Annotated in this window: 19 protein-coding genes and 1 pseudogene; all 20 read left to right on the plus strand. The window is 37.8% G+C overall.

Going from position 1 to position 22,779, the window contains the following annotated elements; all coding sequences use genetic code 11:
- Positions 1–92 precede the first annotated feature (92 nt).
- The 20 genes and pseudogenes from BLCOC_RS02335 to BLCOC_RS02430 all read left to right on the plus strand — a co-directional run bounded on the left by BLCOC_RS02335 (position 93) and on the right by BLCOC_RS02430 (position 22,768).
- Complete coding sequence (locus tag BLCOC_RS02335) at positions 93–1,001, plus strand: AraC family transcriptional regulator (protein ID WP_018594596.1); 909 nt, start codon at positions 93–95, stop codon at positions 999–1,001.
- A 561-nt stretch (positions 1,002–1,562) separates the two neighbouring features.
- A complete protein-coding gene (locus tag BLCOC_RS02340) occupies positions 1,563–2,594 on the plus strand; it encodes a D-alanine--D-alanine ligase family protein (RefSeq protein ID WP_115624257.1) in 1,032 nt (343 codons plus the stop codon).
- A gap of 13 nt (positions 2,595–2,607) precedes the next feature.
- On the plus strand, positions 2,608–3,978 hold the full coding sequence (locus BLCOC_RS02345) for a UDP-N-acetylmuramoyl-tripeptide--D-alanyl-D-alanine ligase (protein ID WP_018594594.1): 1,371 nt from the start codon (positions 2,608–2,610) through the stop codon (positions 3,976–3,978).
- A 473-nt stretch (positions 3,979–4,451) separates the two neighbouring features.
- Entirely contained in the window at positions 4,452–5,588 is a 1,137-nt protein-coding gene (locus BLCOC_RS02350) for a tyrosine-type recombinase/integrase (protein ID WP_115624258.1), read from the plus strand.
- A gap of 119 nt (positions 5,589–5,707) precedes the next feature.
- Entirely contained in the window at positions 5,708–6,910 is a 1,203-nt protein-coding gene (locus tag BLCOC_RS02355; RefSeq protein ID WP_115624259.1) for a zinc ribbon domain-containing protein, read from the plus strand.
- A 505-nt stretch (positions 6,911–7,415) separates the two neighbouring features.
- Entirely contained in the window at positions 7,416–9,434 is a 2,019-nt protein-coding gene (locus tag BLCOC_RS02360) for a polysaccharide biosynthesis protein (protein ID WP_369123936.1), read from the plus strand.
- A 510-nt stretch (positions 9,435–9,944) separates the two neighbouring features.
- The gene (locus tag BLCOC_RS02365; protein ID WP_264475673.1) at positions 9,945–10,208 is read left to right on the plus strand and encodes a DegT/DnrJ/EryC1/StrS family aminotransferase; all 264 of its coding nucleotides are present in this window, start codon (positions 9,945–9,947) and stop codon (positions 10,206–10,208) included.
- Between the two features lie 29 nt (positions 10,209–10,237).
- Entirely contained in the window at positions 10,238–10,366 is a 129-nt protein-coding gene (locus BLCOC_RS02370; protein ID WP_256165085.1) for a hypothetical protein, read from the plus strand.
- 1,376 nt (positions 10,367–11,742) lie between these two features.
- Positions 11,743–12,006 (plus strand): annotated as a pseudogene (locus tag BLCOC_RS02375) (DegT/DnrJ/EryC1/StrS family aminotransferase); the annotation flags it as partial.
- A complete protein-coding gene (locus BLCOC_RS02380; protein WP_165907318.1) occupies positions 12,005–12,175 on the plus strand; it encodes a hypothetical protein in 171 nt (56 codons plus the stop codon). The pseudogene BLCOC_RS02375 and the gene BLCOC_RS02380, both read left to right, overlap by 2 nt.
- Before the next feature lie 23 nt (positions 12,176–12,198).
- Positions 12,199–13,437, plus strand: a complete 1,239-nt coding sequence (locus BLCOC_RS02385; protein ID WP_330412147.1) for a DegT/DnrJ/EryC1/StrS family aminotransferase — start codon at positions 12,199–12,201, stop codon at positions 13,435–13,437.
- 171 nt (positions 13,438–13,608) lie between these two features.
- On the plus strand, positions 13,609–14,292 hold the full coding sequence (locus BLCOC_RS02390) for a sugar transferase (protein WP_115624262.1): 684 nt from the start codon (positions 13,609–13,611) through the stop codon (positions 14,290–14,292).
- Positions 14,293–14,301: 9 nt separating this feature from the next.
- Positions 14,302–15,054, plus strand: a complete 753-nt coding sequence (locus tag BLCOC_RS02395) for a glycosyltransferase family 2 protein (protein ID WP_115624263.1) — start codon at positions 14,302–14,304, stop codon at positions 15,052–15,054.
- Positions 15,055–15,062: 8 nt separating this feature from the next.
- The gene (locus tag BLCOC_RS02400; protein WP_115624264.1) at positions 15,063–15,842 is read left to right on the plus strand and encodes a glycosyltransferase family 2 protein; all 780 of its coding nucleotides are present in this window, start codon (positions 15,063–15,065) and stop codon (positions 15,840–15,842) included.
- Positions 15,817–16,866 carry a polysaccharide pyruvyl transferase family protein gene (locus BLCOC_RS02405; RefSeq protein ID WP_115624265.1) on the plus strand — a complete coding sequence of 350 codons (1,050 nt, stop codon included), beginning with the start codon at positions 15,817–15,819 and terminating at the stop codon, positions 16,864–16,866. Before BLCOC_RS02400 ends, BLCOC_RS02405 begins: the two co-directional genes overlap by 26 nt.
- A 2-nt stretch (positions 16,867–16,868) precedes the next feature.
- Entirely contained in the window at positions 16,869–17,978 is a 1,110-nt protein-coding gene (locus tag BLCOC_RS02410; RefSeq protein WP_115624266.1) for a radical SAM protein, read from the plus strand.
- A gap of 8 nt (positions 17,979–17,986) precedes the next feature.
- Positions 17,987–19,186, plus strand: a complete 1,200-nt coding sequence (locus BLCOC_RS02415) for a hypothetical protein (protein WP_115624267.1) — start codon at positions 17,987–17,989, stop codon at positions 19,184–19,186.
- 5 nt (positions 19,187–19,191) lie between these two features.
- Positions 19,192–20,652 carry a lipopolysaccharide biosynthesis protein gene (locus BLCOC_RS02420; RefSeq protein WP_115624268.1) on the plus strand — a complete coding sequence of 487 codons (1,461 nt, stop codon included), beginning with the start codon at positions 19,192–19,194 and terminating at the stop codon, positions 20,650–20,652.
- Positions 20,649–21,515 (plus strand): hypothetical protein, encoded by an 867-nt coding sequence (locus tag BLCOC_RS02425; RefSeq protein ID WP_115624269.1) that lies wholly within the window; start codon positions 20,649–20,651, stop codon positions 21,513–21,515. The genes BLCOC_RS02420 and BLCOC_RS02425 overlap by 4 nt, the downstream gene beginning before the upstream one ends.
- Before the next feature lie 14 nt (positions 21,516–21,529).
- On the plus strand, positions 21,530–22,768 hold the full coding sequence (locus tag BLCOC_RS02430) for a nucleotide sugar dehydrogenase (RefSeq protein ID WP_115624270.1): 1,239 nt from the start codon (positions 21,530–21,532) through the stop codon (positions 22,766–22,768).
- Positions 22,769–22,779 lie beyond the last annotated feature (11 nt).

Here is a 22,779-nt window from a genome sequence, read left to right on the forward strand (position 1 = left end):
CTTTACATTTTCCTTTTCACCGGACATGCATAATGCTATAATGTGTATAGCTTGATTTTATGTATGCAGAGGTGCAAAGGAGGAAATTCAGAATGGACAGCGGACATAAGGATACCGAGGTAAAATATACAGAGTCCCCCAAATATCAATGTCTGGAATTTCTTAGAAAAAATTCCGTAGAGCTGTATCTGGCTTACTGCGGCAGAGAAATCTGTGAAGCCGGACATACATACGGACCGGCCACACGTCAGGAATATCTTCTGCACTATGTGGTAAGCGGGAAGGGCACATTTACAGCAAATGGAAAAACCAGAGAGCTTGGCCCTCATGACGCGTTTCTTATCATGCCGGACGAGACTACGATATACAGGGCGGATGCCGCAGAACCATGGTCTTATGTCTGGGCTGCCTTTGACGGTATCCGGGCATATGAATGTCTGGAACATGCCGGATTTTCCGCGGACCGCAGGGTGGGGCATTTTGATGAGGAACAGGCTTTGACCGCCTGTGTGGATGCCATGCTGGCCGCACATCAGCTCACCTATGCCAATGACCTGGTACGTCAGAGCCAGCTTGCCCTTTTTCTGGCTGATATGATCCGGGAGTATCAGACTTCACATGCTGCCGGACAGCCTTTTGGTGAATACCATCAGCAGGAATACGTGGATTACGCTGTTGCCTACATTGAACAGAATTATCATAAAGATATCAAGGTCAATGATATGTGCAGTTACATCGGCATTACCCGCAGTTATCTGACAAAGATATTCAAACAGGTTCTTCACGTTTCACCATATGAATATCTGCTGGGTGTCAGGATGAACAAAGCGTCTCTTCTTCTTCAGACCACTGCGCTTCCGGTTAAACAGATCGCGGAAATGGTGGGATATAAGGATGCACTGGTATTTTCCAAAGCCTTTAAGCAAAAAATAGGCAGCAGCCCCAAAGCATTCCGGGATTCCTCAGGCACCCTTGTCCTGTCTGATACAAAAAACGCGTGACAGACATAGTGTCCGGTTTGTGTATTTGAGTATCCATTTTGAGTATCCATTCTGAATATTGACCGGCCAGCGGCTGGCTTGTCGGTCTGTGGATCATTGCAACTGTTCAGTACCCTTACAGATGTGAGCAGAAGTCCAGGCAGAACCGCCTTTGGTGATGGGATTTTGCCCGGCTGCTGAATCTTTTCTTACAGTCAGTGCAGTAAATGCACGGACCTACTGAATAGTTACGACTTATTTTACTGTAAAAAATGTACAGAACAAATGATATATTATGCTGTTTTTATGTCAAATTGTATTTTGTATTGAGAAAATATGTTATAAAGATAGTTAATATGGATAAAAGTGGTGAGGGAAGGAAGACGATGAGAGGCGTTTTGATGGAAGATGGCAGCGGCTGTGGACAGTGATGTGTGAAGTGCAGTGAGAAAAGAACATACCTGCCGTGTTATTTTTATTGCAGATCATGTCCTTGGACGGCATCATCATTGACAAAAAAGTTTAAATTGATTAGTATAAAAAGAGCAAAGAAACCGAATGGCTGCATAAGGGAGAAAGAGTATGAATATAGTTGTTTTAGCAGGCGGCAGCAGTACAGAGAGGGAAGTCTCCATTGTGTCCGGACAGGGCATCTGCACAGCGCTGCGCAGAAGAAATCACAAAGCGGTACTGGTAGACGCGTATTTTGGAAAAGAAAGCTGGGGAAAGGAAATGTTCCCCCAGACCTACGATATAGATGCAGAGATTAAGTATATGCAGGAAAAGAGCGGGGAACTGGAAGAAACCATGAAAAACAGGAAAGAATTCTTCGGTCCCAATGTGCTTGAAATCTGCAAAGCAGCAGATATGGTCTTCCTGGCACTGCACGGCTCAAATGGGGAAGACGGCAAAGTACAGTCCGTATTTGACCTGATGGGAATTCCCTACACAGGTTCCGGTCCACTGAGCAGCGGAATGGCCATGGATAAGGGAATTACGAAAATGGTATTTGAGGCAAAGGGAGTGCCCACTCCAAAAGGAATTACACTGCAGAAGGGAAAATGCAGCAGTGAACTGGCAGACTATGACATGGACTTCCCGGTAATCGTGAAACCGTGCTGCGGAGGCTCCAGTGTAGGTGTCTGTATTGCCAAGAACCAGGAGGAATATGAGGCGGCTCTTGACGAGTCCTTTTCCTATGAAAATGAAGCGGTTGTAGAGCAGTTTGTTGAGGGCCGGGAGTTCTCCGTGGCTGTAGTGGACGGCAAGGCTTATCCGGTCATTGAGATCGCTCCGCTTCAGGGATTTTATGACTATAAGAACAAATATGAGGCAGGTTCCACCATTGAGACCTGTCCGGCAGAGATTTCCGAGTCACTGACCAAGGAAATGCAGAAATACGCAGAGCAGGGCTATAAAGCGTTGGGCCTGCAGGCCTACGGCAGACTGGATTTTATCATGGACAAAGACGGAAACATGTACTGTCTGGAGGCAAACACCCTGCCGGGAATGACCCCCACAAGCCTGATTCCCCAGGAAGCAAAAGTGCTTGGAATGGATTACCCGGAATTGTGTGAGAAGCTCATCGAGGTTTCTCTGAAAAAATATAAATGACCAGAGGTGTGCCATGAAAAATCTTACATTAGAAAATATAGCCAAAGCCTGCAAAGGCGTATATGTTGGCAGCGAGGAAATGAAGGAGCGGGAAGTACAGGGAATCGTTACAGACAGCAGAAAGGCCGAGGAGGGATTCCTGTTTGTTCCTATTAAAGGTGCACGTGTGGATGCCCATGATTTTATTGACAGTGTGATGGAAAAAGGGGCACTGTGTACCCTCACTGAGAAGGACCTCGGAAAAAAAAGCTTTCCTTATATAAAGGTGCATTCTTCTCTTCAGGCAGTAAAGGATATTGCGGAGTTCTATCTGAAGCAGCTTGACATTCCGGTGGTGGGGATCACGGGAAGTGTTGGTAAGACCAGCACCAAGGAAATGATCGCTGCTGTACTGGAACAAAAATATAATGTGCTGAAGACAAAAGGAAACTTCAACAATGAACTGGGAGTTCCGCTGACTGTTTTCGGTCTGCGCCCGGAGCATGAGATCGCAGTTCTGGAAATGGGGATCAGCGACTTTGGAGAAATGCACCGGCTGGCAAAAATTGCCCGGCCGGATACCTGTGTGATCACAAATATCGGTTTGTGTCATTTGGAATTTTTGAAATCCAGAGATGGTATATTAAAGGCAAAGACAGAAATTTTCGACTTCTTGGAGCGCGATGGGCACGTTGTGCTGAACGGGGATGACGATAAGCTGATCACAGTGAAGGAAGTGAATGGGATTCAGCCGGTATTCTTTGGGGTGATGAACCGTCAGGGGATTTGGGCAGATGAGATCGAGAGCAGAGGACTGAAAGGGATTTCCTGCCGTATCCATGCGGGGCAGGAGAGTTTCCAGGTTTTGGTACCCATTCCCGGAAGGCATATGGTATATAATGCGCTGGCCGGCACAGCTGTGGGGCTTATCTATGGCATGAGCCTGGAGGGGATAAAAAAAGGGATTGAGAGCCTGCAGTCTTTGAACGGCCGGTTCCACATTATAGAAACTGAGAAGAGGACCATAGTGGATGACTGCTATAACGCCAACCCGGTCTCCATGAAAGCTTCTCTGGATGTGCTGCAGGATGCACTGGGAAGAAGAGTGGCTATACTGGGTGATATGGGTGAGCTTGGAAACGATGAAGTGGAGATGCACCGGGAAGTTGGTGTATATGCGGCTTCCAGAGATATTGATAAGATCATCTGCGTGGGTGAACTGGCAGGGGATATGGCTGAGGCGGCCAGACTGGCTGCGCCTACAAAAGATATCGTACATTTTGCTGAGAAGGAGAGTCTCAGGGAGGCACTTCCGGGAATGATCCAGGATGGAGATACTATTTTGGTGAAGGCTTCACATTTTATGGAATTTGAGAAAGTAGTGGAGTGGCTGGAGACAGAGTGAGAACCAGGAATTTTGTGGTAATTTATTGACAAAGTATTTGGTTTTGTGAGATACTGAATTTGATAATAAGAATAGCTTTTAAAGTGAAAGCCCCTGTTGGTATTGCTGCCGGCAGGGGCTTTCCTTTTGGCAACGATGTAATTGGTATGGCAGGAGTGCGCGTGGGGGCGGACTCCTTTTTTTGACCGCATTATTTTAGAAATGCGACATTTAAAGACAAGAAAAAGTATTAACAAATATAATTTCCCTGCCCTTAATCAAAACTAAGTTTAACGCTAAAAGCCGCTAAAGTCAATATGCCAAAAAATAATGGCAATTTTTTGGCTATTTTTAGTATATTCTGAACCACCAGAATATTTTACCGTATATAAAATGAAAACCACCATATTTGGGCATCATTAATAGATAATCATTAGTGGTCAAAAAAATGGTCTGAATTTGTACAAAAAATTCGTGATATTAAGGAGGTCAATATGCCAAGAAGAGGTGAAAATATTAGAAAAAGAAAAGATGGCCGTTGGGAAGCCAGGTATGTGAAGGGTCGAGATATAGACGGTAAGATCCACTATGGGTATCTCTATGGCAAATCGTACGCTGAAGTAAAGGATAAAAAATCCAAAATCATATCTGAAAATCCAAACGTCTATCTGTACACCAGCCGTTCCTCTCTGCCTCCACAGGATGACCGGATCTATACAGTGAGCATACAGTGGAAAGCACATATCCGCTACACCGTGAAAGAGAGCACATATTCCAACTATGAAGAAATTCTGGATAACCATATACTGCCTCTTCTGGGGGAAATGCAGGTTAAAAAGCTTACGAACCATACCATCGCCGGTTTTATACAAAATGAACTGGAACAGGGAATGGCATACGGGAGTATTCATGTCATCATAAGTGTGCTCAAAAATATTCTCCGGTATGCTCAGGATTTTGGTTATTTCCCGGCTGAGCCTTTAAAATTCCCACGCATCCCATCAAGCAGCAGTGATATACAGATCATGAGCAGTGAGGATTATAAAAAACTGGATGCCTGCCTGCTCAGCAATATGGATTCTTTTTCCTTCGGTATTCTTCTTTGCATGTACACAGGAATCCGTGTGGGAGAGTTGAGCGGGCTTAAATGGGAGGATGTGGATTTTGATCAGTGCAGACTTCACATCCGCCGTACTGTTACGCGTGTAAAAAACCTGAATATGCTCATAACAGATGGAAAAAAAGAGTGTTCCCGCACACACCTGAATATCGGCACACCCAAAACTGCCACGTCTATCCGTACAATCCCTCTTCCTGACAGACTTCTGGCACTTGCAGCACCTCTGAAAAAAGATAGCAGATTTTTTGTCCTCACCGGTACAGAAAAATGTATGGAGCCAAGGACTATACAGCGTAGATACGCAGGCCTGCTGAAAAAGTGCCAGATTCCCCATATAAAGATCCATGCGCTGCGCCATCAATTCTCCTGCCGCTGGATTGAACAGGGCTTTGATACAAAATCCCTTTCTGAAATCCTGGGCCACACTTCTGTAAAGACCACCCTTGATTTATATGTGCATATTCAGCCTGACACAAAACGGAAGTATATGAACCAGCTCACCAATCTGTAAAACCGGACCATTCGTGGTCATCAAAGTGGTCAGAAGCCGCGAAACGCGCCTTCTGACCTGTCTTTCACGACTCTAACCGCATTTCTAAAAAAATATGTCCTATTTACTGGAAAAAATGAATGAAAACAGGATACTGCATTAAGACAATTAAATACAAACTTCGCTGTTCCCATCCGGAATGGCTGACAGAAACAGAGAAATATTACAGACAGGTGCTGGGTTTTTATTTTCGGCTGCTTTTGGAACATGAGGAAATCTGGGAGTTAAATGTTTTGCAGATGCAGGGGGCTTTAGAGCGCCTGACAATTGCAGGAAGAGACGGGAGAGTGCCGGAAAGGCCGCTGCCGTTTGACAGAGTTCCGGTCTATTTCAGGCGGTCAGCTATTAATAAGGCGTCCGCCAGTCTGAAGAGCTATACGGAAAAGTATAAAAACTCAGGTGATGATCTGGTCTATACCATACCGGATACTATTGATGCCTCTGTCACCTACTTTAAGGGGATGTATAAGGACTTTAAGGAAAATAGGATTTCCCTGAAGGTGTGGGATGGAAACAAATGGAATTGGATGGACTGCAGGTTAAAAGGGCAGTCAATTCCGGAAGAAGGTCTGATGCTTTCTCCGACTGTGGTTTTTAAGGAGAAGGAGTTCTGGCTTCATGTACCTGTCAAACAGCAGACAGAGGATGCCCGGAACGCAAAAGAGCGTATGAAGAACCGGGAGCATGTATGCAGTGTTCAGTTTACGAACACAGACATTTTTGCCATGTGCTGCATATTGGATGCAGATGGAAAACAAAAGGCAGTGTATTCCTGCAGAGGCGGGGATGCCTACAGGAGCAAATGTAAAGTCCTCCTGGAGAAGATTGAGAAATCCAGAGTTTATACGGACAAAGATAATGCGGCGCAGCCTAACCACAAATATTATTTGCGGTTGAAAAACCTTTCTGAGCATTATGCTCACCAGGTGAGCAGGGAAATCGTGGATTTCTGTGTGAGGGAAGAGGCGAGGGTCATTGTGATTCCGTCCTATGACAAAGAATTTTCAAAGATGGTGCAGTATCGTTCAGGCATGTATTCGCCGCTGTATCTGGGAAGTCGGATAAGAGAATTTCTGAAATACAAAGCATGGAGTGTCGGGATCGTGGTTCTGGAGCTTAGTGCGGAAGGGACAAGCAGTAGGTGCTTTGTCTGCGGTGGGAAGATTAAGAAAAATGGAGCTATGTTTGAGTGTGAGAATGGGCATCAGGGTAGTCGATTTTTGAATAGCGCGAGAAATCTTGGGGTGAAATGTCTGAAGGATTTTGAGAGGAAGAGGAAATAGGGCAGACAAAATCGGATAAACAGTTTTCGATAGTTTAATTAGACATAAGTGTGAACACTCACTCTTATATAGATGCTGGGAAACTGGCAAGAGGCCGTGCGCCAATGACGCATGGTTTCCGGTTGAATATCGCCGGTCGGCTCCTTTGCGGTGTCGGCGAAGAATTGCCTGTTATGGGCAGAGAATATTCAAAGTAATAATAAAAGAAAAATGAAAAGAAATAAAAAGATGTGGAAATACGAGGGGAGATATTATGTGGCAGATGATCATTGTGCTGCTGCTCCTGTTGGTCCTGTTCCTGTTTGTGATGGTCTTTGCCTTGGCAAAGATCAATTCCGGTGACAGGAAGAGAGAGGATGATGAGCAGGAGGCGTTTATTCGTGGTACTGAAGATACCGGAGATGACAGTGGCAGAGGAAAACGCTCTGACATGACCGGTGACGAGGAGAGAAAATGGAAAGCTGCACAGACAAATGAGGAAAGAGACAGGGCCCAGGAAGAGCTGATGCGAAAAGCCGGTAAGAAAAAGAAGGTTATGGAACATTGGCAGGCGATCGCGCTTTGGCTGATGCTCTATGATGTTGTGGCTGTGAACGCGGCGTTTATGCTGGCTTTGTGGGTGCGGTTTGACTGCAGGTATTCTTTGATACCGGATGTTTATTTGGGGGCGTTTTTGAGGTTTGCGCCGTGGTATACGGTGTTTAGTATTGTTGTTTATTGGGCTTTGAGGCTGTATAAGAGTATCTGGCGGTTTGCCAGTTTCAGTGAGTTATTTCGGATTGGGGCAGCGAATGTTGTCACCGGACTGTTTCAGATCATTGGGATCACTTTGTTTGTTAAGAGGATGCCGATTTCTTATTATCTGTTCGGGATCATGCTGCAGTTTGTGTTTACGGTTGCTGTTCGGTTTTCTTATCGGTTTATTTTGTTGGAACGGAATCGGAATAAACAGAGCGAAGAGGATACGGTGCTACATCGGGTGATGCTGATCGGAGCGGGAGCTGCAGGGCAGATCATAATCAGGGATCTGAACAGGGCTGGTGAGGTGAAGGCAAAGGTTTGCTGCATTATTGATGATAACCCGAATAAGATGGGGCGTTACATAGAAGGGATTCCGATCGTTGGAAATCGGGATGATATCCTGCTGAGCGCGGAGAAGTATAAGATCGACCAGATCTTACTGGCAATCCCCAGTGCTTCGGCTGAGGAGAAGAGAGATATTCTCAATATCTGCAAGGAGACTGGTTGTGAAATGAAGATACTTCCGGGAATTTACCAGCTGGTGAACGGAGAAGTGTCGATCAGCAAGATGAAGAGTGTGGCAGTGGAGGATCTGCTGGGAAGGGATCCGATCAGGGTCAATATGGAGGAGATCTTCCAGGCGCTGAGGAATAAGACGATCCTTGTTACCGGTGGGGGTGGTTCGATTGGAAGTGAGCTGTGCCGGCAGATCGCAGCGCATGGTCCGAAACGGCTGATCATCTTTGATATTTATGAGAATAATGCTTATGACATTGAGCAGGAGTTGAGAAGGAAATACCCTAAGCTGGATCTGGTCGTTTTGATCGGGTCAGTGAGGGACAGCAGGAGGATCAACAGCGTGTTCGCGGAATACAGGCCGGATGTGGTCTATCATGCGGCGGCACATAAGCATGTGCCTTTGATGGAGACAAGTCCCTGTGAAGCCATAAAGAATAATGTCCTGGGAACGTATAAGACTGCCAGTGCGGCACTGCAGAGCGGGTGCGAGAAGTTTGTGCTGATCAGTACGGATAAAGCGGTCAATCCTACGAATATCATGGGAGCGAGCAAGAGGCTTTGTGAAATGGTGATCCAGACTATGGACAGGCTGGGGAAACTGGGAAGACCGGTTGTTCTGCCAGATCTGAACGGGCATGAGGAAGAAGCGGAGTATGGTATGGCTGCGGCTACCAGGGAAAAAGGTGTGGAACCGGAAGAAGGACAGAGGAAGACCACAGATTTTGTGGCGGTCCGTTTTGGAAATGTACTGGGGAGTAATGGGTCGGTGATCCCGCTGTTTAAGAAACAGATCGAAGCGGGAGGGCCGGTCACTGTTACACATCCGGATATCATCCGGTACTTTATGACGATACCGGAGGCAGTGAGCCTGGTGCTGCAGGCGGGGACGTATGCGAAGGGCGGAGAGATCTTCGTTTTGGATATGGGGGCGCCGGTGAAAATCGATACGCTGGCGAGGAATTTGATAAAGCTTTCGGGGTATAAGCCGGATGTGGATATATCGGTTGTGTATACCGGGCTGCGGCCTGGGGAGAAGCTTTATGAGGAGAAGCTGATGGCGGAGGAAGGGATGAAGACTACGCCGAATCAGCTGATACATATCGGGAGTCCGATCCCGTTTGATATGGAGAAGTTTTTGGGGGACTTGGAGGAGCTGGCGAAGTCTAGTTATAGGAACCGGGAGGATATTAGGGAACTGGTAAAAAGATTGGTGCCGACATATGGGCAGAATAGTCATATTAAAAATGCGGTGACTTTACAGTAGATTTAACGATTGGAATATTGACGGTAAATAGAATGAAGGAGGAATATTAGGATTATACAAGTTCTAAGGAGATGAAAATGATAGAAAGAGGTATTTATTCAAAAGTAAGATTATAAGGGGGAGAGTCATTTGAACATCGCATGTATCGTTAATTATATAATAGGGAGAACCAGAGAAAACCCATTATTTACAAAGGGTTGGAGGCTTAGTCGAGTCCCGCTTTATACTTTTTTCTTCAAAACAAAATAGGATGAGATGCCATACCCTTGTCGATATATGTGACTTTCTTGGTTCTCTATTAACCCAATTTAGAGAGGAAAATTAAATAAGGAGAAAATCGACTAAGCCTGTTGTTGGATAAATAATCATCTGGCAGGCTTATTATCGTTAATATAAACAGTAGCAGTTTAAATTATTACCGTAAAAGTATGTTACAGTTCTTTTGAAGGACAAGTATAAAAAAGGAACAAAAGTGGATGTTGAAATACATTTTGAGAGGAAGATAAGTATATGAGAATTTTATTTTCTCTCTCCAGCGTAGGAATTCGTGAAGCAAAGCAGATAAAAGAGACATTGATATCTGGGTGGATCACAACAGGATTTAAGACAAAAGAATCGGAGAGACTAGTAGCAATATGCTGTGGTGTTAATCATGCAGTATGTCTTGGCTCACAAACTGCTTGTGCAGAAATGACTATATACCTTCTTGAAATTAAGAATACAGATGAAATTATCACAACTGACTATATACATATATTGTCAGTGCATACGTAGTTTGCCATGTGGGAGTAAAACTCATCTTGGTGGATACACAGGATGACTCATGGGAAATGGATTACGAAAAATTGCCTGATGCTATCACAGAGAAGATAAAGGTCATCATTCTTGTAGATCTTGCAGACATTCTTTGTGGTTATGACAAGATATTTTAAGTAGTTGAAAGCAAGAAATATTTATTACGTGCAAAGAATGAAATTCCAAAAGCAATCGGCAGAGTGATTGTTATGACTGATACAGCTCATGCATTTGTAGTAATATGGTGCAAAAAGCCAGCAGAAAGCTTCACGGTTTTTTCAAGCTTTAGTTTACTCGGTAACAAAAGTTCCACTGGCATTAGTAACAAGAAAGTGGCTTAAATAACACTATTCAGATCCTATTTTTTGTATATATTCCACAATAAATTGACTTTCTGTACAAATGCATAATCTCAATGTAGAGTAAAGTGCTAGAGCGCTAAAGTGAAATTATGTAATTTGAAGCAGTGAAATGTTTATTGACATAGGTAAGACCGTACGGAAGCAAAGAAACGTATAAATATTCAGAAACCAGAAATTTATACATAAATCATGTATAAATGGCTTAAAATGGGGTGCTTTGAGGGTGGACTTTTGGTGAAAGGGATGGAATTTGTCTGGCTTTTTCACCAAAGATGTTGTTTCAAGTTATGGGAATAAGAATATAACGGGGAAATTTAAGGACACTGGATATGGCGATAAAAAAGTTACAGGGGAGTTCAGGGTATTTCCTGGATACGGTAATAAAAGAGTGCCCTCTAATTTATTAAGAAGAAACACGAATGAAACAAATAACTGGGAATCTGATCCCTGATTATTTATAAATGGGGTAGCGGTCTGCATTTCACAGCAGGACGAACAGGCTCGCATCAAGTCAACATGATTTAGAAATAAAAGGAGATATTGAAAAATGAGTAGTGTGAAAGAAAACATGATGAAGATGAACATTCAAGGATAATTATATAATAGGGACAACCAAGAGAAACTCAGTATTTATAAGGGGTTGAGAGCTTAGTTGTTTCCTTTATTTGTAGATTTTTCTCTGCGTGGTTCAATTAAGCGCCTCTAACTACTAATCAAACAGGTGGCTTTTAGGTTGCTCATGATTAACCCAATTTTCAGAGCGAAAAATACAATAAGGAGGAATGACTAAGCCTGCACGGAACAAGATCTGGTAGGCTAATTGTCATTCGTAAAATGTATATTGATAACAATTAAAAAGCGTGTTAAGGTGGAACAGTCAAGAAATAAATCTCGCGAGAATGTCTTGGACTGTTCCTATAGGAAAAATATAAGGCAGGACGTTTGTGAAGAACGAGAATCTGATTTCTTGATTACTGAATTTAATTAACCCTCCCAAAAACCTATAGGAACAATAATGGACTCGTATTAGAGAGAGATTTCTGATGCGGGTCTTTTTAATGCTTGCATATAATTTTGAAATTAACTTTTTTATATACATTAAAGTGAAAATATATTTTGAAAAGAGGCCAGGAAACTCAGGAGGAGTAGCAATGTTTAGTAAAGAAAATGAATTTAATGCATTTTTATCCAAGCAGTGGTTGAGTACACCCAGCATGTACCCTGATAGTATGTCATATGTAATGGAAGCGTATGAAACGAACTGGATGTCAACGGTGGGAGAAAACATAAACGAAGTTGAAAAACAGATGGCAGAGCTTGTTGGATGTAAATACGCAGTGGCATTATCTGCCGGAACAGCAGCTCTTCATCTTGCAATGAAACTGGCAGGAGTAAAAAGTGGTGATGTGGTTTTTGGAAGAAAGTGAATTTAGCAAAAATAAGATAGCTACATCAATTAGTACGCAGGATGGAAAAATTGTCATTGAAATGGGTGAGTGGAAAACACCACTTGCAAAACTGTCAAATGAAAATTGGGAAAAAGATTATGAAAAGCAGTTTGGTACTGAACCGAGCTTTTCTTGAGAATGATTTGGGAGTGTACAAAGATGATGAAAGATTTAGAACCGAGAAAAGTACCATTCAGTCCGCCTGACATATCAAAATTAGAAATTCAAGAAGTAGTTGAAGCTCTTCAATCGGGATGGATTACAACAGGACCGAGAACAAAGGAGCTAGAGAAGCGATTAGCAGAGGTTTGTCATACTGGCAAAGTTGTATGTTTAAATTCAGCAACAGCTTCCGAAGAAATGAACCTTCGTATTTTAGGAGTAGGTCCTGGGGATGAGGTGATTGTGCCTGCATATACCTACACAGCGTCTGCGTCAGCTGCGATTCATTGTGGTGCAACTGTAATTTTTGTGGATTCACAGAAAAATGGTGACTCAAAAACTCATTCTCCGGAGATGGATTATGATGCAATGGAAGCTGCAATAACCGAGAGAACAAAAGCAATTATTCCTGTCGATCTTGGTGGAATAATGTGTGATTACGAGCGTATTTTCCAAGCTGTTGAAAATAAGAAGAATATTTTTAAACCTTCAAATGCTATTCAAGAAGCATTGGGACGTGTTGCAATTGTATCAGATTGTGCTCATGCACTGGGGGCATCTCGTCATGGAAAGATGGCTGGTGAAGTGGCAGATTTTACATCGTTTAGTTTTCATGCTGTTAAGAATTTTACAACTGCGGAAGGTGGAGCATCCACATGGAATATTCCAAATGTGGATGGAGAAGAACTTTATAAAAAATATCAATTACTTAGTCTCCATGGACAGAATAAAGATGCTCTTGCAAAGACAAAGCTAGGGGCATGGGAATATGACATTATTGGACCTTGGTATAAATGTAATATGACAGATATTATGGCAGCTATTGGTCTCCGCCAGCTTGATCGTTATCCTGGATTGTTAGAAAGAAGAAAAGAGATTATTAAAAAATACGATGCGGTATGCGATGAGCTAGGAGTATTTCATTCACAGCACTATGGTGAGGACTATAATAGTAGCGGACATTTATATCTTACCAGAATACCAGAAATTAATGAAGAACAACGAAATGAAATAATTGAAAAAATGGCAGAAAACGGAGTTGCAACCAATGTGCATTATAAGCCTCTTCCAATGATGACAGCTTATAAAGCATATGGTTGGGATATTAAGGATTTTCCGAATGCTTATGATTATTATCATAATTTGATAACTTTACCGTTACATACAAAGCTGTCCAATGATGATGTGGAATATGTGATTGAGAACTTCAAGGATATAGTTAAAGAATATATATAAATAAGAAATTTAGTACTAAAAGTCAATCAAATGTATATAAGATTTGAAAATGGAATTGCATTGCCACTTCATATCAAACTTATAAATGGAGAAGTGGATTATGAAATCGAGCAGTTTAGTGTAATCGTGAAAGATTATATTTAAATATGATAGTAGAAATGGGAGATAACTATGTTACGAGAATGGGATAAATTACCAAAATATATGCAAACGGAGGAAGTTGGCCCGTATTATGATAGCTTAAAAAAGAAAAAAATTAGTCTGACATTAAAAAGAGGATTTGATGTATTTTCTGCATCTGTCATGCTTGTAACATTTTCTCCTGTGTTAATTGCTATTTCTATTATGATCGTAAGAGACTCAAAAGGAGGAGTATTTTATCGGCAGGAGCGAGTTACGCAGTATGGAAGAAAATTCAGAATATTTAAATTCCGTACAATGGTTGCTAATGCGGATAAAATTGGAACACAGGTTACAGTATCTAATGATAGTCGGGTTACGAAAGTGGGTGAGAAACTTCGTAAATATCGTTTGGATGAGTTACCACAACTAATTAATATTATTCTGGGAGATATGACACTGGTAGGTACTAGACCAGAAAGTACACATTATGTAAAAAGTTATACACCAGAAATGTTTGCTACATTATTATTACCGGCGGGAGTTACTTCAGAGGCGAGTATTAAATATAAAGATGAAGCAGATCTGCTGGATAAGGCAGATGATGTAGACAAGGTTTATATAGAAAAAGTACTTCCAGAAAAGATGAAATATAATCTTGAAAGTATTAAACAATTTAATTTTTTACAAGATATAAAAACAATGATAAAAACAGTTTTTGCTGTAATTAGGTAGGAAAAGCGTATGGAAAAAGGATTAGTATCAGTTATTACACCAACATACAATTGTGCACGTTTTATAGAAGAAACGATTGAATCAGTTCTGGCACAAACGTATCAGCAATGGGAGATGATTATTGTTGATGATTGCTCAACAGATAATACAAGAGAAGTTGTAGGTGAATATATAAAAAAGGATAATAGAATCAAATACTTTTGTTTAGAGAATAATTCAGGGGCAGCTGTAGCAAGAACAAAGGCAATGGAATTGGCGAATGGACAGTACATGGCATTTTTGGATTCAGATGATATTTGGTCAGCAGATAAATTGAAAAAACAATTGTCATTTATGAAAAGATATGATGTTGCATTTTCTTGTACTGCATATGAACAGATTGACGAGAAAGGCGAATCATTAAATAAAGTTATTAATACTGTACCTAAAGCTGATTATAATCGGATATTATTAGATTGCCCAGTAGGAAATTCTACAGTTATGTATAATGTAGAAAAGATGGGAAAATTTAAAGTGCCAAATATCCGGAAACGAAATGATGATGCATTGTGGCTACAGATGCTGAAAAAGGAAAAAAATATATACGGTATGAAGTCAGTACTTATGCAATATAGAATAAGGCAAAATTCTATTTCAAGTAATAAACTTAAAGTGATTAAGTATCATTGGATTTTATATAGAGATATAGAACACCTTAGTATAGTGAGAAGTGTTTATCATATTGCATACTGGTGTGCAATTAAAGTGCTAAAAATTAAGTAGGGAAAAAGATGAAAATATCAGTATTGGTTCCAACTCTTGGAACAAGAGAAAAAGAAATTAACCAACTGTTAGAGACTTTGGAAAAACAATCATATAAAGACTTTGAAGTTATATTTGTCACACAGGATAATCACGAAAAGGTAAAAAATATAGTTTGTCAGTATAGTAATTTGGATATAAAACAAATTCAAATGAATATAAAAGGATTATCAAGAGCTAGAAATAAAGGTTTAAAAGAAGCATTAGGAGAAATAGTTATATTGTCAGATGATGACTGTTGGTATCCGATAAATGCATTTGAAGTTATTGTTAATACTTTTATAGAAAGAAGATCTGCTAAAATTGTCTTATCTCAAATTTATGATCCAGAACAAAATATTTTTTACAAAAACTATAATTCAACTGAAGGATATATAAAGCATAGATTACAGCTTATGTCAAAATCATCTATTGAAGTAGCATTTAAAAAGGATTTACTTATGTATAAAAATTTTGACGAGCGGTTAGGACTTGGAAGTGAGTTTATTTGTGGTGAAGAGGTGGATTTTCTTTTAAATAATTACGAAAAAGAAGCTATATTTTATAAACCTGAGATAATGGTTTATCATAAAAAGAAAGAAAATGGTAGTAGTAATAAACAAATTATTGCTAAAGGTGCAATATATGGTAAAAATTTTAATATATTTGTTTGCTTATTAGTGTTACTAAGAGATTTAGTAATAAAAAAAGAAAACAATTTTAAATATTTTTTTGAGGGATATAATGAATATTTTAAAAGAAAGAATTAAATTGTTAGTTGCCGACCCAAGGTGGCGTATGACGATGAAAAGGTTAAAAGAAGGTCAGAAAAAAAAGGTGGTTTTATTTGGAACGCCTATGCATGGAAACTTGGGAGATCATGCGATTGCAATTCAAGAACAATATTTTTTTGAAGATTTTTTCCCTGAATATGAATATTGTGAAATATTGATGCCAATGTATCACACAAAAAAAGAAAAGATAAAAAAATATATAACACCGGGAGATTTAGTTGTAATTTCAGGCGGTGGTTGGATGGGAAATTTATGGATACACAATGAAATGGTCATTCGTGAGATTGTGCAATCCTATCCCAATAATAAGATTGTTATTCTTCCACAAACAGCATATTACACTCCTGATGAATTCGGAGATAAAGAATATAGAATTACGAATGAAATATTAAAACATCATAGTAGCTTATATATATTTGTAAGAGAAAAAAAATCTTTCAATTTTATAAAACAGAAATTTGAATTTACTGGAAATTCAGGCGTATATCTGATGCCAGATATGGTTTTATATGGAAAAGATATAATAGCAAAAGAGAAATCTGTTAAATATGAGAAAGTAATAAATATATGTATTCGAGAAGATTGCGAATCTCAACAAGAAAATGTAAATGATTTTTTTTCAAAAATTAAACAAAAGTATAATGTTAGGAATGTTAGTACTGTTATAAAGTCTCCTGTTATTTTGAAAAAAAGAATGGATGAATTGCAAAAGTCATGGGAAACATTCAAAAATGGAGAAATTACTATAACAGATCGGTTACATGCAATGCTGTTTTCTGTGTTGAATGGTACTCCATGTATTGTTTTAGATAATAAAACAGGCAAAGTTTTTGGAGTAGCAGAATGGATTGAAGATACCAATATGATTATAAGAGTTAATTCGTTAAATGTAGTATTTGAAAAGTTAGAAAATGTAAATGTATGGAAACATAAAGAATATGATAGAGAAAAAACACTAAACTATTTTGAGAGAATGGCAGAGGTAATACGAAAGGATTAAACATGGATATTAAAAGATTGTTAGTTATTAATGTGCCAATAAAAAATTGTAATCTTAAATGTGAATACTGTTATATTTCCGCACTGAAAGAAACTGAAAAAGGAGCAGCTAAATTTTTGTATAGTCCAGAACATGTTGGAAAATGTCTTTCAAAAGAGAGGTTAGGCGGAACATGTATTATAAACTTGACAGGAGGAGGAGAAACTCTTATTCCAAAAGAAATGCCACAGTATATTTATCAATTATTATTACAAGGACATTTCTTAGAGGTTGTGACAAATGGAACATTAACAAGTCGGTTTGATGAAATTGCTGAATTTCCAAGAAACTTGCTGAAACATTTAGAATTTAAGTTTTCTTTTCATTATGCAGAATTAAAGAAAAGAGGATTGTTAGATAGATATTTTTCAAATGTAAAAAAGATGTGGGAAAGGGGATGTTCATTTACTGTTGAATTAATGCCATATGATGGGTTGATTTCCGACATTGATGATATTATAAACCTCTGTAAATCAGAGTTAGGAGCTGTATGTCAGATTACTGTAGGTCGAAATGATTTGACTGAGAAAAAAGATCTTTTAACATCTATGTCAAGAGAAGAATATGAAGCTGTTTGGAAAAAATTCAATTCGACAATGTTTAATTTTAAATTGGATATTTTTCAGAAAAAAATAGAAGACTTTTGTTACGCAGGAGCTTGGACTCTGTATGTTGATTTGGGAACTGGGGCAGCTAAACCATGCTATGGACAACTTAGTAATCAAAATATATTTAAATATCCTGAGCAGCCAGTAATATTTAATCCAGTGGGAAAACATTGTAGACAACCATATTGCTATAATGGTCATGCATTTTTAACTTTAGGTGTTGTACCGGAATTAGAGACTCCAACATATTCTGATATTCGAAATAGAGTTTGTGAAGATGGTAGAGAATGGTTATCAGAAGAAGTTAAAGACGCTTTTTCACAAAAATTGGCAGATAATAATGAAATTTGGGACAAAAAGAAAAAGAATAGCTATGAAAGAAAATATCCTTTAATATTTTTAAAAACAGCTTTATATGATTGGAAAGAAATATATAACAAAGTAATAAGAAAACGCAAAAGATAGGGTGCGGTATGAGAAATGTACAAAGAAATCTAATACTGAAAAGTACGGTACTTGCAAATATTTTAGTAATATATATTTATGTTCCATACTTTGCGAATATTTTGGAAAATACTTTTAAAATATCATCGTTATATCAATACATTATATACATGACACTTGCAATAGTAGCGATAGGAACTACAATGAGTATTAATAAGCGGGTGTTTGCATTTTTATTTATCTTTTTTGCTATGATATTGGTTAATTATATGGTAGTTCCTTATCAATACTATGTATTCATAGAAGGCATACAAGCGTTGGTTGGTATAATAGTGCCATGCTTATGCGTTTCAAATAACTTATTCAATCTGAACATTTTTATTGAGAAATGGTGGAGGTTTTCTAGACTAAATTTACCATTGGTTTTAGTTGCGATTATATTGTTTAAACAAGGATTAGTGCACTATTCGATATTTACAAGTATATGCGTACCAAATGTATTTATTGGTTCATATATGGTACTTCAGGGAATTGAAAAAAAGAAATGGTTATATGTTAATGTTGCTTTCAATATTCTTGTGACTGCTGTTTTAGGTGGTCGTATGTCAGCAGCAATATCAGCGTGCATGATTTTATTTGCATATGTATATTCAGGAAGAATTAAACTATGGAAAAAGCTAATAATTATTGTGGGGTTAGTGATAGCTGCTTATATTTTGTTTAACAACTTGATTGAGATTTTATATTGGATAAGTCAAAAATTGGAACAATATGGAATGCAGTCTCGAAGCGTAACTCTATTAATAAATCAAATAAAGAGTAATGAAATTTATTTGACTAATAGGGATTACATTTATTCTGCATGTATAGAGTATGTAAAAGGAAGAATGGGTTTACCTGGAGGATTTGGAATTCCGTTATACATTACTTCGGGAGAATACTATTATGCACATAATGTAATTTTGCAATTATTAACATTTTTTGGAATATGGGGAACTATTATTGTTATTGGGATTACATTAATTCGCAGTAGAACATTAAAATATATCGCACCTGTAAGGTGTAGAAAATTTATTTATTTTCTACTTTTGTGCTATGTTGGCATTGGGATGACAGGATCAAGTATATGGATTCATTATTTATCAACTATTTTTATAGCAATTTTCTTTTTTGGAAATAGTGAATTGTATCAGTCAATAGATGTAGATAGGATAGGAATAGAGAGTTAGGTAATATGAGATTTATTCTTAAAAAAATTGTAAAAAAATATAGAGATGTGTCAGTAGAAATCAAAGCTGCTACTTGGTATGCAGTAGGAAATATAATTCAAAAAATTGCTCCTTGGATGGTCATGATAATACTGACGCATTACTTGTCTACAGAGGAATTTGGAATATATAGCGTTTTTATGTCTTGGCTAGAAATATTTGAAATTGTCATCACATTAAGAATATATAGTAATGGTTATGTTGCTGGATTAGTAAGAGACGATGAAAATAGAACAACATATACAGCTACTATGCAATCATTAAGTATTATACTGATTATGATTTGGATGCTAGTATATTTAATGTATCACAAAATAGTTAATAGTGTTACAGGGATAAGTACCTCATTAAGTATAATGATGATATGTTCTTTTATAGGGACTATAAGCTTCGGGCTATGGTCATCAAGACAAAGGGTTGATAATCAGTACAAAAAAATGTTATTTGCGATAATAGTATATGGTCTTATTGGACCAATTATTGGTGCATTAACAGTTTTTCTTGATTTAGATAATCCTATATTTTATGTAGTAGCTACAAGGACAATAATTCAATTAGGTGTTGCAATTCCATTTTTTATATCCAATTACAAAGGGAGTTTTACCTTATGGAAAAAAGACTTTGCAATAGATGCATTGAGATATAATTTGCCATTAATGCCATATTATTTATCAATGATATTGTTAAATCATTCGGATCGTTTAATGATACAAAAAATTGATGGATATGAAGATGCTGCCTTATATAGTGTATCATATAGTGCAGCTATGGTTATTTTTGTTATAAGCGGGGCATTAAATTTATCTTTACAAGCATGGTTATTTAAAGAATTGAAGATAAAAGATTCGTCAAAAGATAAAAGTAGATTGATAACAGTGGGAACAGTTATAGTATCTTTTTGTGCTGTCGCAGAGATTGTAATGGCTCCAGAATTAATTTTAGTATTGGGGGGGGAAAAATATTTACAAGCAATATGGGTTATGCCCCCATTAGCAATTAGTGTTATTGTAATGTATATATATCAACAATATGTAAATGTACTGTTTTATTACAAGAAAACTAAATATATTTTATTTGCATCAGTATTTGCTGCTATTAGCAATATAATTTTAAATGCTATTTTTATTCCATTATTTGGATATGTTGCCGGTGGATATACTTCGTTAGCGAGTTATATTACGGTTATGATATTGTATTCTATATTGGCAAGAAAAGAGTGCGCTGCTAATGAGATTCAAATGAATAATTATTTTAATACAAAATTGCAAATGATAATACTTGTGGTTACAAGTATTATTGCATTATCTATGGTAGCTGTATATAGAAATATAGGTGTTAGATATTTGTTAGCAGTAGTTATGCTCGTATTTTTGATAGTAACAAGAAAAAAATGGATGCCGGAATTGAGAAAAGGAAAGAAACTATGAAAAAGAAAAAAAGTTTAGTGTTTGTGTTGCTTTCTTGCGTTGCTATTTTGGTATTAGGATGTATAATTTTATCACATATTAAGGCAAAAATTGAACTGGGAAAATGTGACAAAATATATGCAAATAAAATACTAAAATTACCCGATAAGGAAAAAAACAATGTGGGATTCACATGTACAGGACTTTTTTGGGACGAGGAGGAAAATTGCTTTTTAATAGGAAATGGAGGTAAATACAAACCAGATGATGATAAATTTCAGGCCACTATCGAAATAATCGAAAAAGACTTTTCAGCTATCAAAAGAAGTATACCTTGTTATTTGAATTATAATGATATGAGTGATATACAAGGAGTTACTAAGTCAACAGACGGAACTATTTGGTTATGTTCTTATGGAGAAAATAAAGTTCGTCATATAGATGGAGATGGAAATGAAATAGGGAATTTTGATATTAAAGAACCGTCTGGTATTGCAAATGATACTAGAAGTGGTACACTTTGGATTTTGACAAAGGATTATTTATATAATTGCTCATATGATGGGACGGTAAAAAAAACAATAAAAGCACATATAAATGGACAAGATCAGTTGTTCTTAGATGAAGAAAATGAATTGATATATTTTTCAGCGGGTGCAGATTATCATGGAGATAGTTACATTTACACAGTGGATTTAAAAACGAGCAAAGTTGAACCACTGTATATTTTAAAGGATTCATATGCTATTGAAGGGATAACAATTGTTAATAATGTATTGTATGTGTTGAATGATGGATATTATCATGACGCACAAATTTCAGTTAATCAGGTTAATATGTATTATTTAAATAGGTTACAAACCAAAGAAAATAATAGTAAATAAACGAGGAAATAATAATGAAAATTGCAGTTGCAGGAACTGGGTATGTGGGATTGTCTATTGCTACACTTTTATCTCAAAATCATGAAGTAATGGCAGTGGATATTGTTCCAGAAAAAGTTGAGAAGATCAACAAAAGAATAAGTCCAATCCAGGATGAGTATATTGAAAAATATTTAAAAGAAAAAGAGTTAAATTTAACGGCGACTTTAGATATAGAAGCAGCTTATAAGGATGCAGATTTTGTAGTTATTGCGGCACCAACGAATTATGATAGTAAGAAGAATTTCTTTGATACATCAGCAGTAGAAGCAGTAATTAAGTTGGTTATTGAATATAACCCGGATGCAATTATGGTTATTAAATCAACAATTCCGGTAGGATTTACAGCTTCAGTTCGTGAAAAATATCATTGTGATAATATTATTTTCAGTCCGGAATTTCTCCGGGAATCAAAAGCGTTGTATGACAACCTTTATCCAAGTCGTATTATTGTTGGTACAGATTTGGAAAATGAACGTCTTGTGAAGGTTGCAAATTTATTTGCGAACCTTTTACAGGAAGGTGCAATTAAAGAAGACATTGATACATTAGTTATGGGATTTACAGAAGCGGAAGCAGTTAAATTGTTTGCCAATACATATTTGGCTTTACGTGTCTCCTATTTTAATGAATTAGATACATATGCAGAGATGAAAGGACTGAATACACAGCAGATTATTGATGGTGTATGCCTTGATCCTCGAATTGGAAATCATTATAACAATCCAAGTTTTGGATATGGTGGATATTGTCTGCCAAAAGACACGAAACAGCTACTTGCTAATTATGAGGATGTTCCACAGAACATGATGTCTGCCATAGTAGAGAGTAATCGGACAAGAAAAGACTTTATAGCAGATCGTGTTCTTCAGATGGCTGGGTATTATTCATATGAAGATGAAAACATATATGATTCTACTAAAGAACATGAGGTAGTAATTGGTGTTTATCGCCTTACAATGAAATCTAATTCAGATAATTTTAGACAGAGTTCCATTCAGGGTGTAATGAAACGAATCAAAGCCAAAGGTGCTACGGTTATTGTATATGAGCCAACATTGGAAGATGGCACCACATTTTTTGGAAGTAAAATAGTGAATGACCTTAATCAATTCAAGCGGATTGCAAATGCAATTATTGCAAACAGATATGATAGTTGTCTGGACGATGTAAAAGAGAAAGTATATACACGGGATCTCTTCAGACGTGATTGAGTTGATGATTG

Origin of the sequence: Blautia coccoides, assembly GCF_034355335.1 — a bacterium.
GTDB classification, from domain to species: Bacteria; Bacillota; Clostridia; order Lachnospirales; family Lachnospiraceae; genus Blautia; species Blautia producta.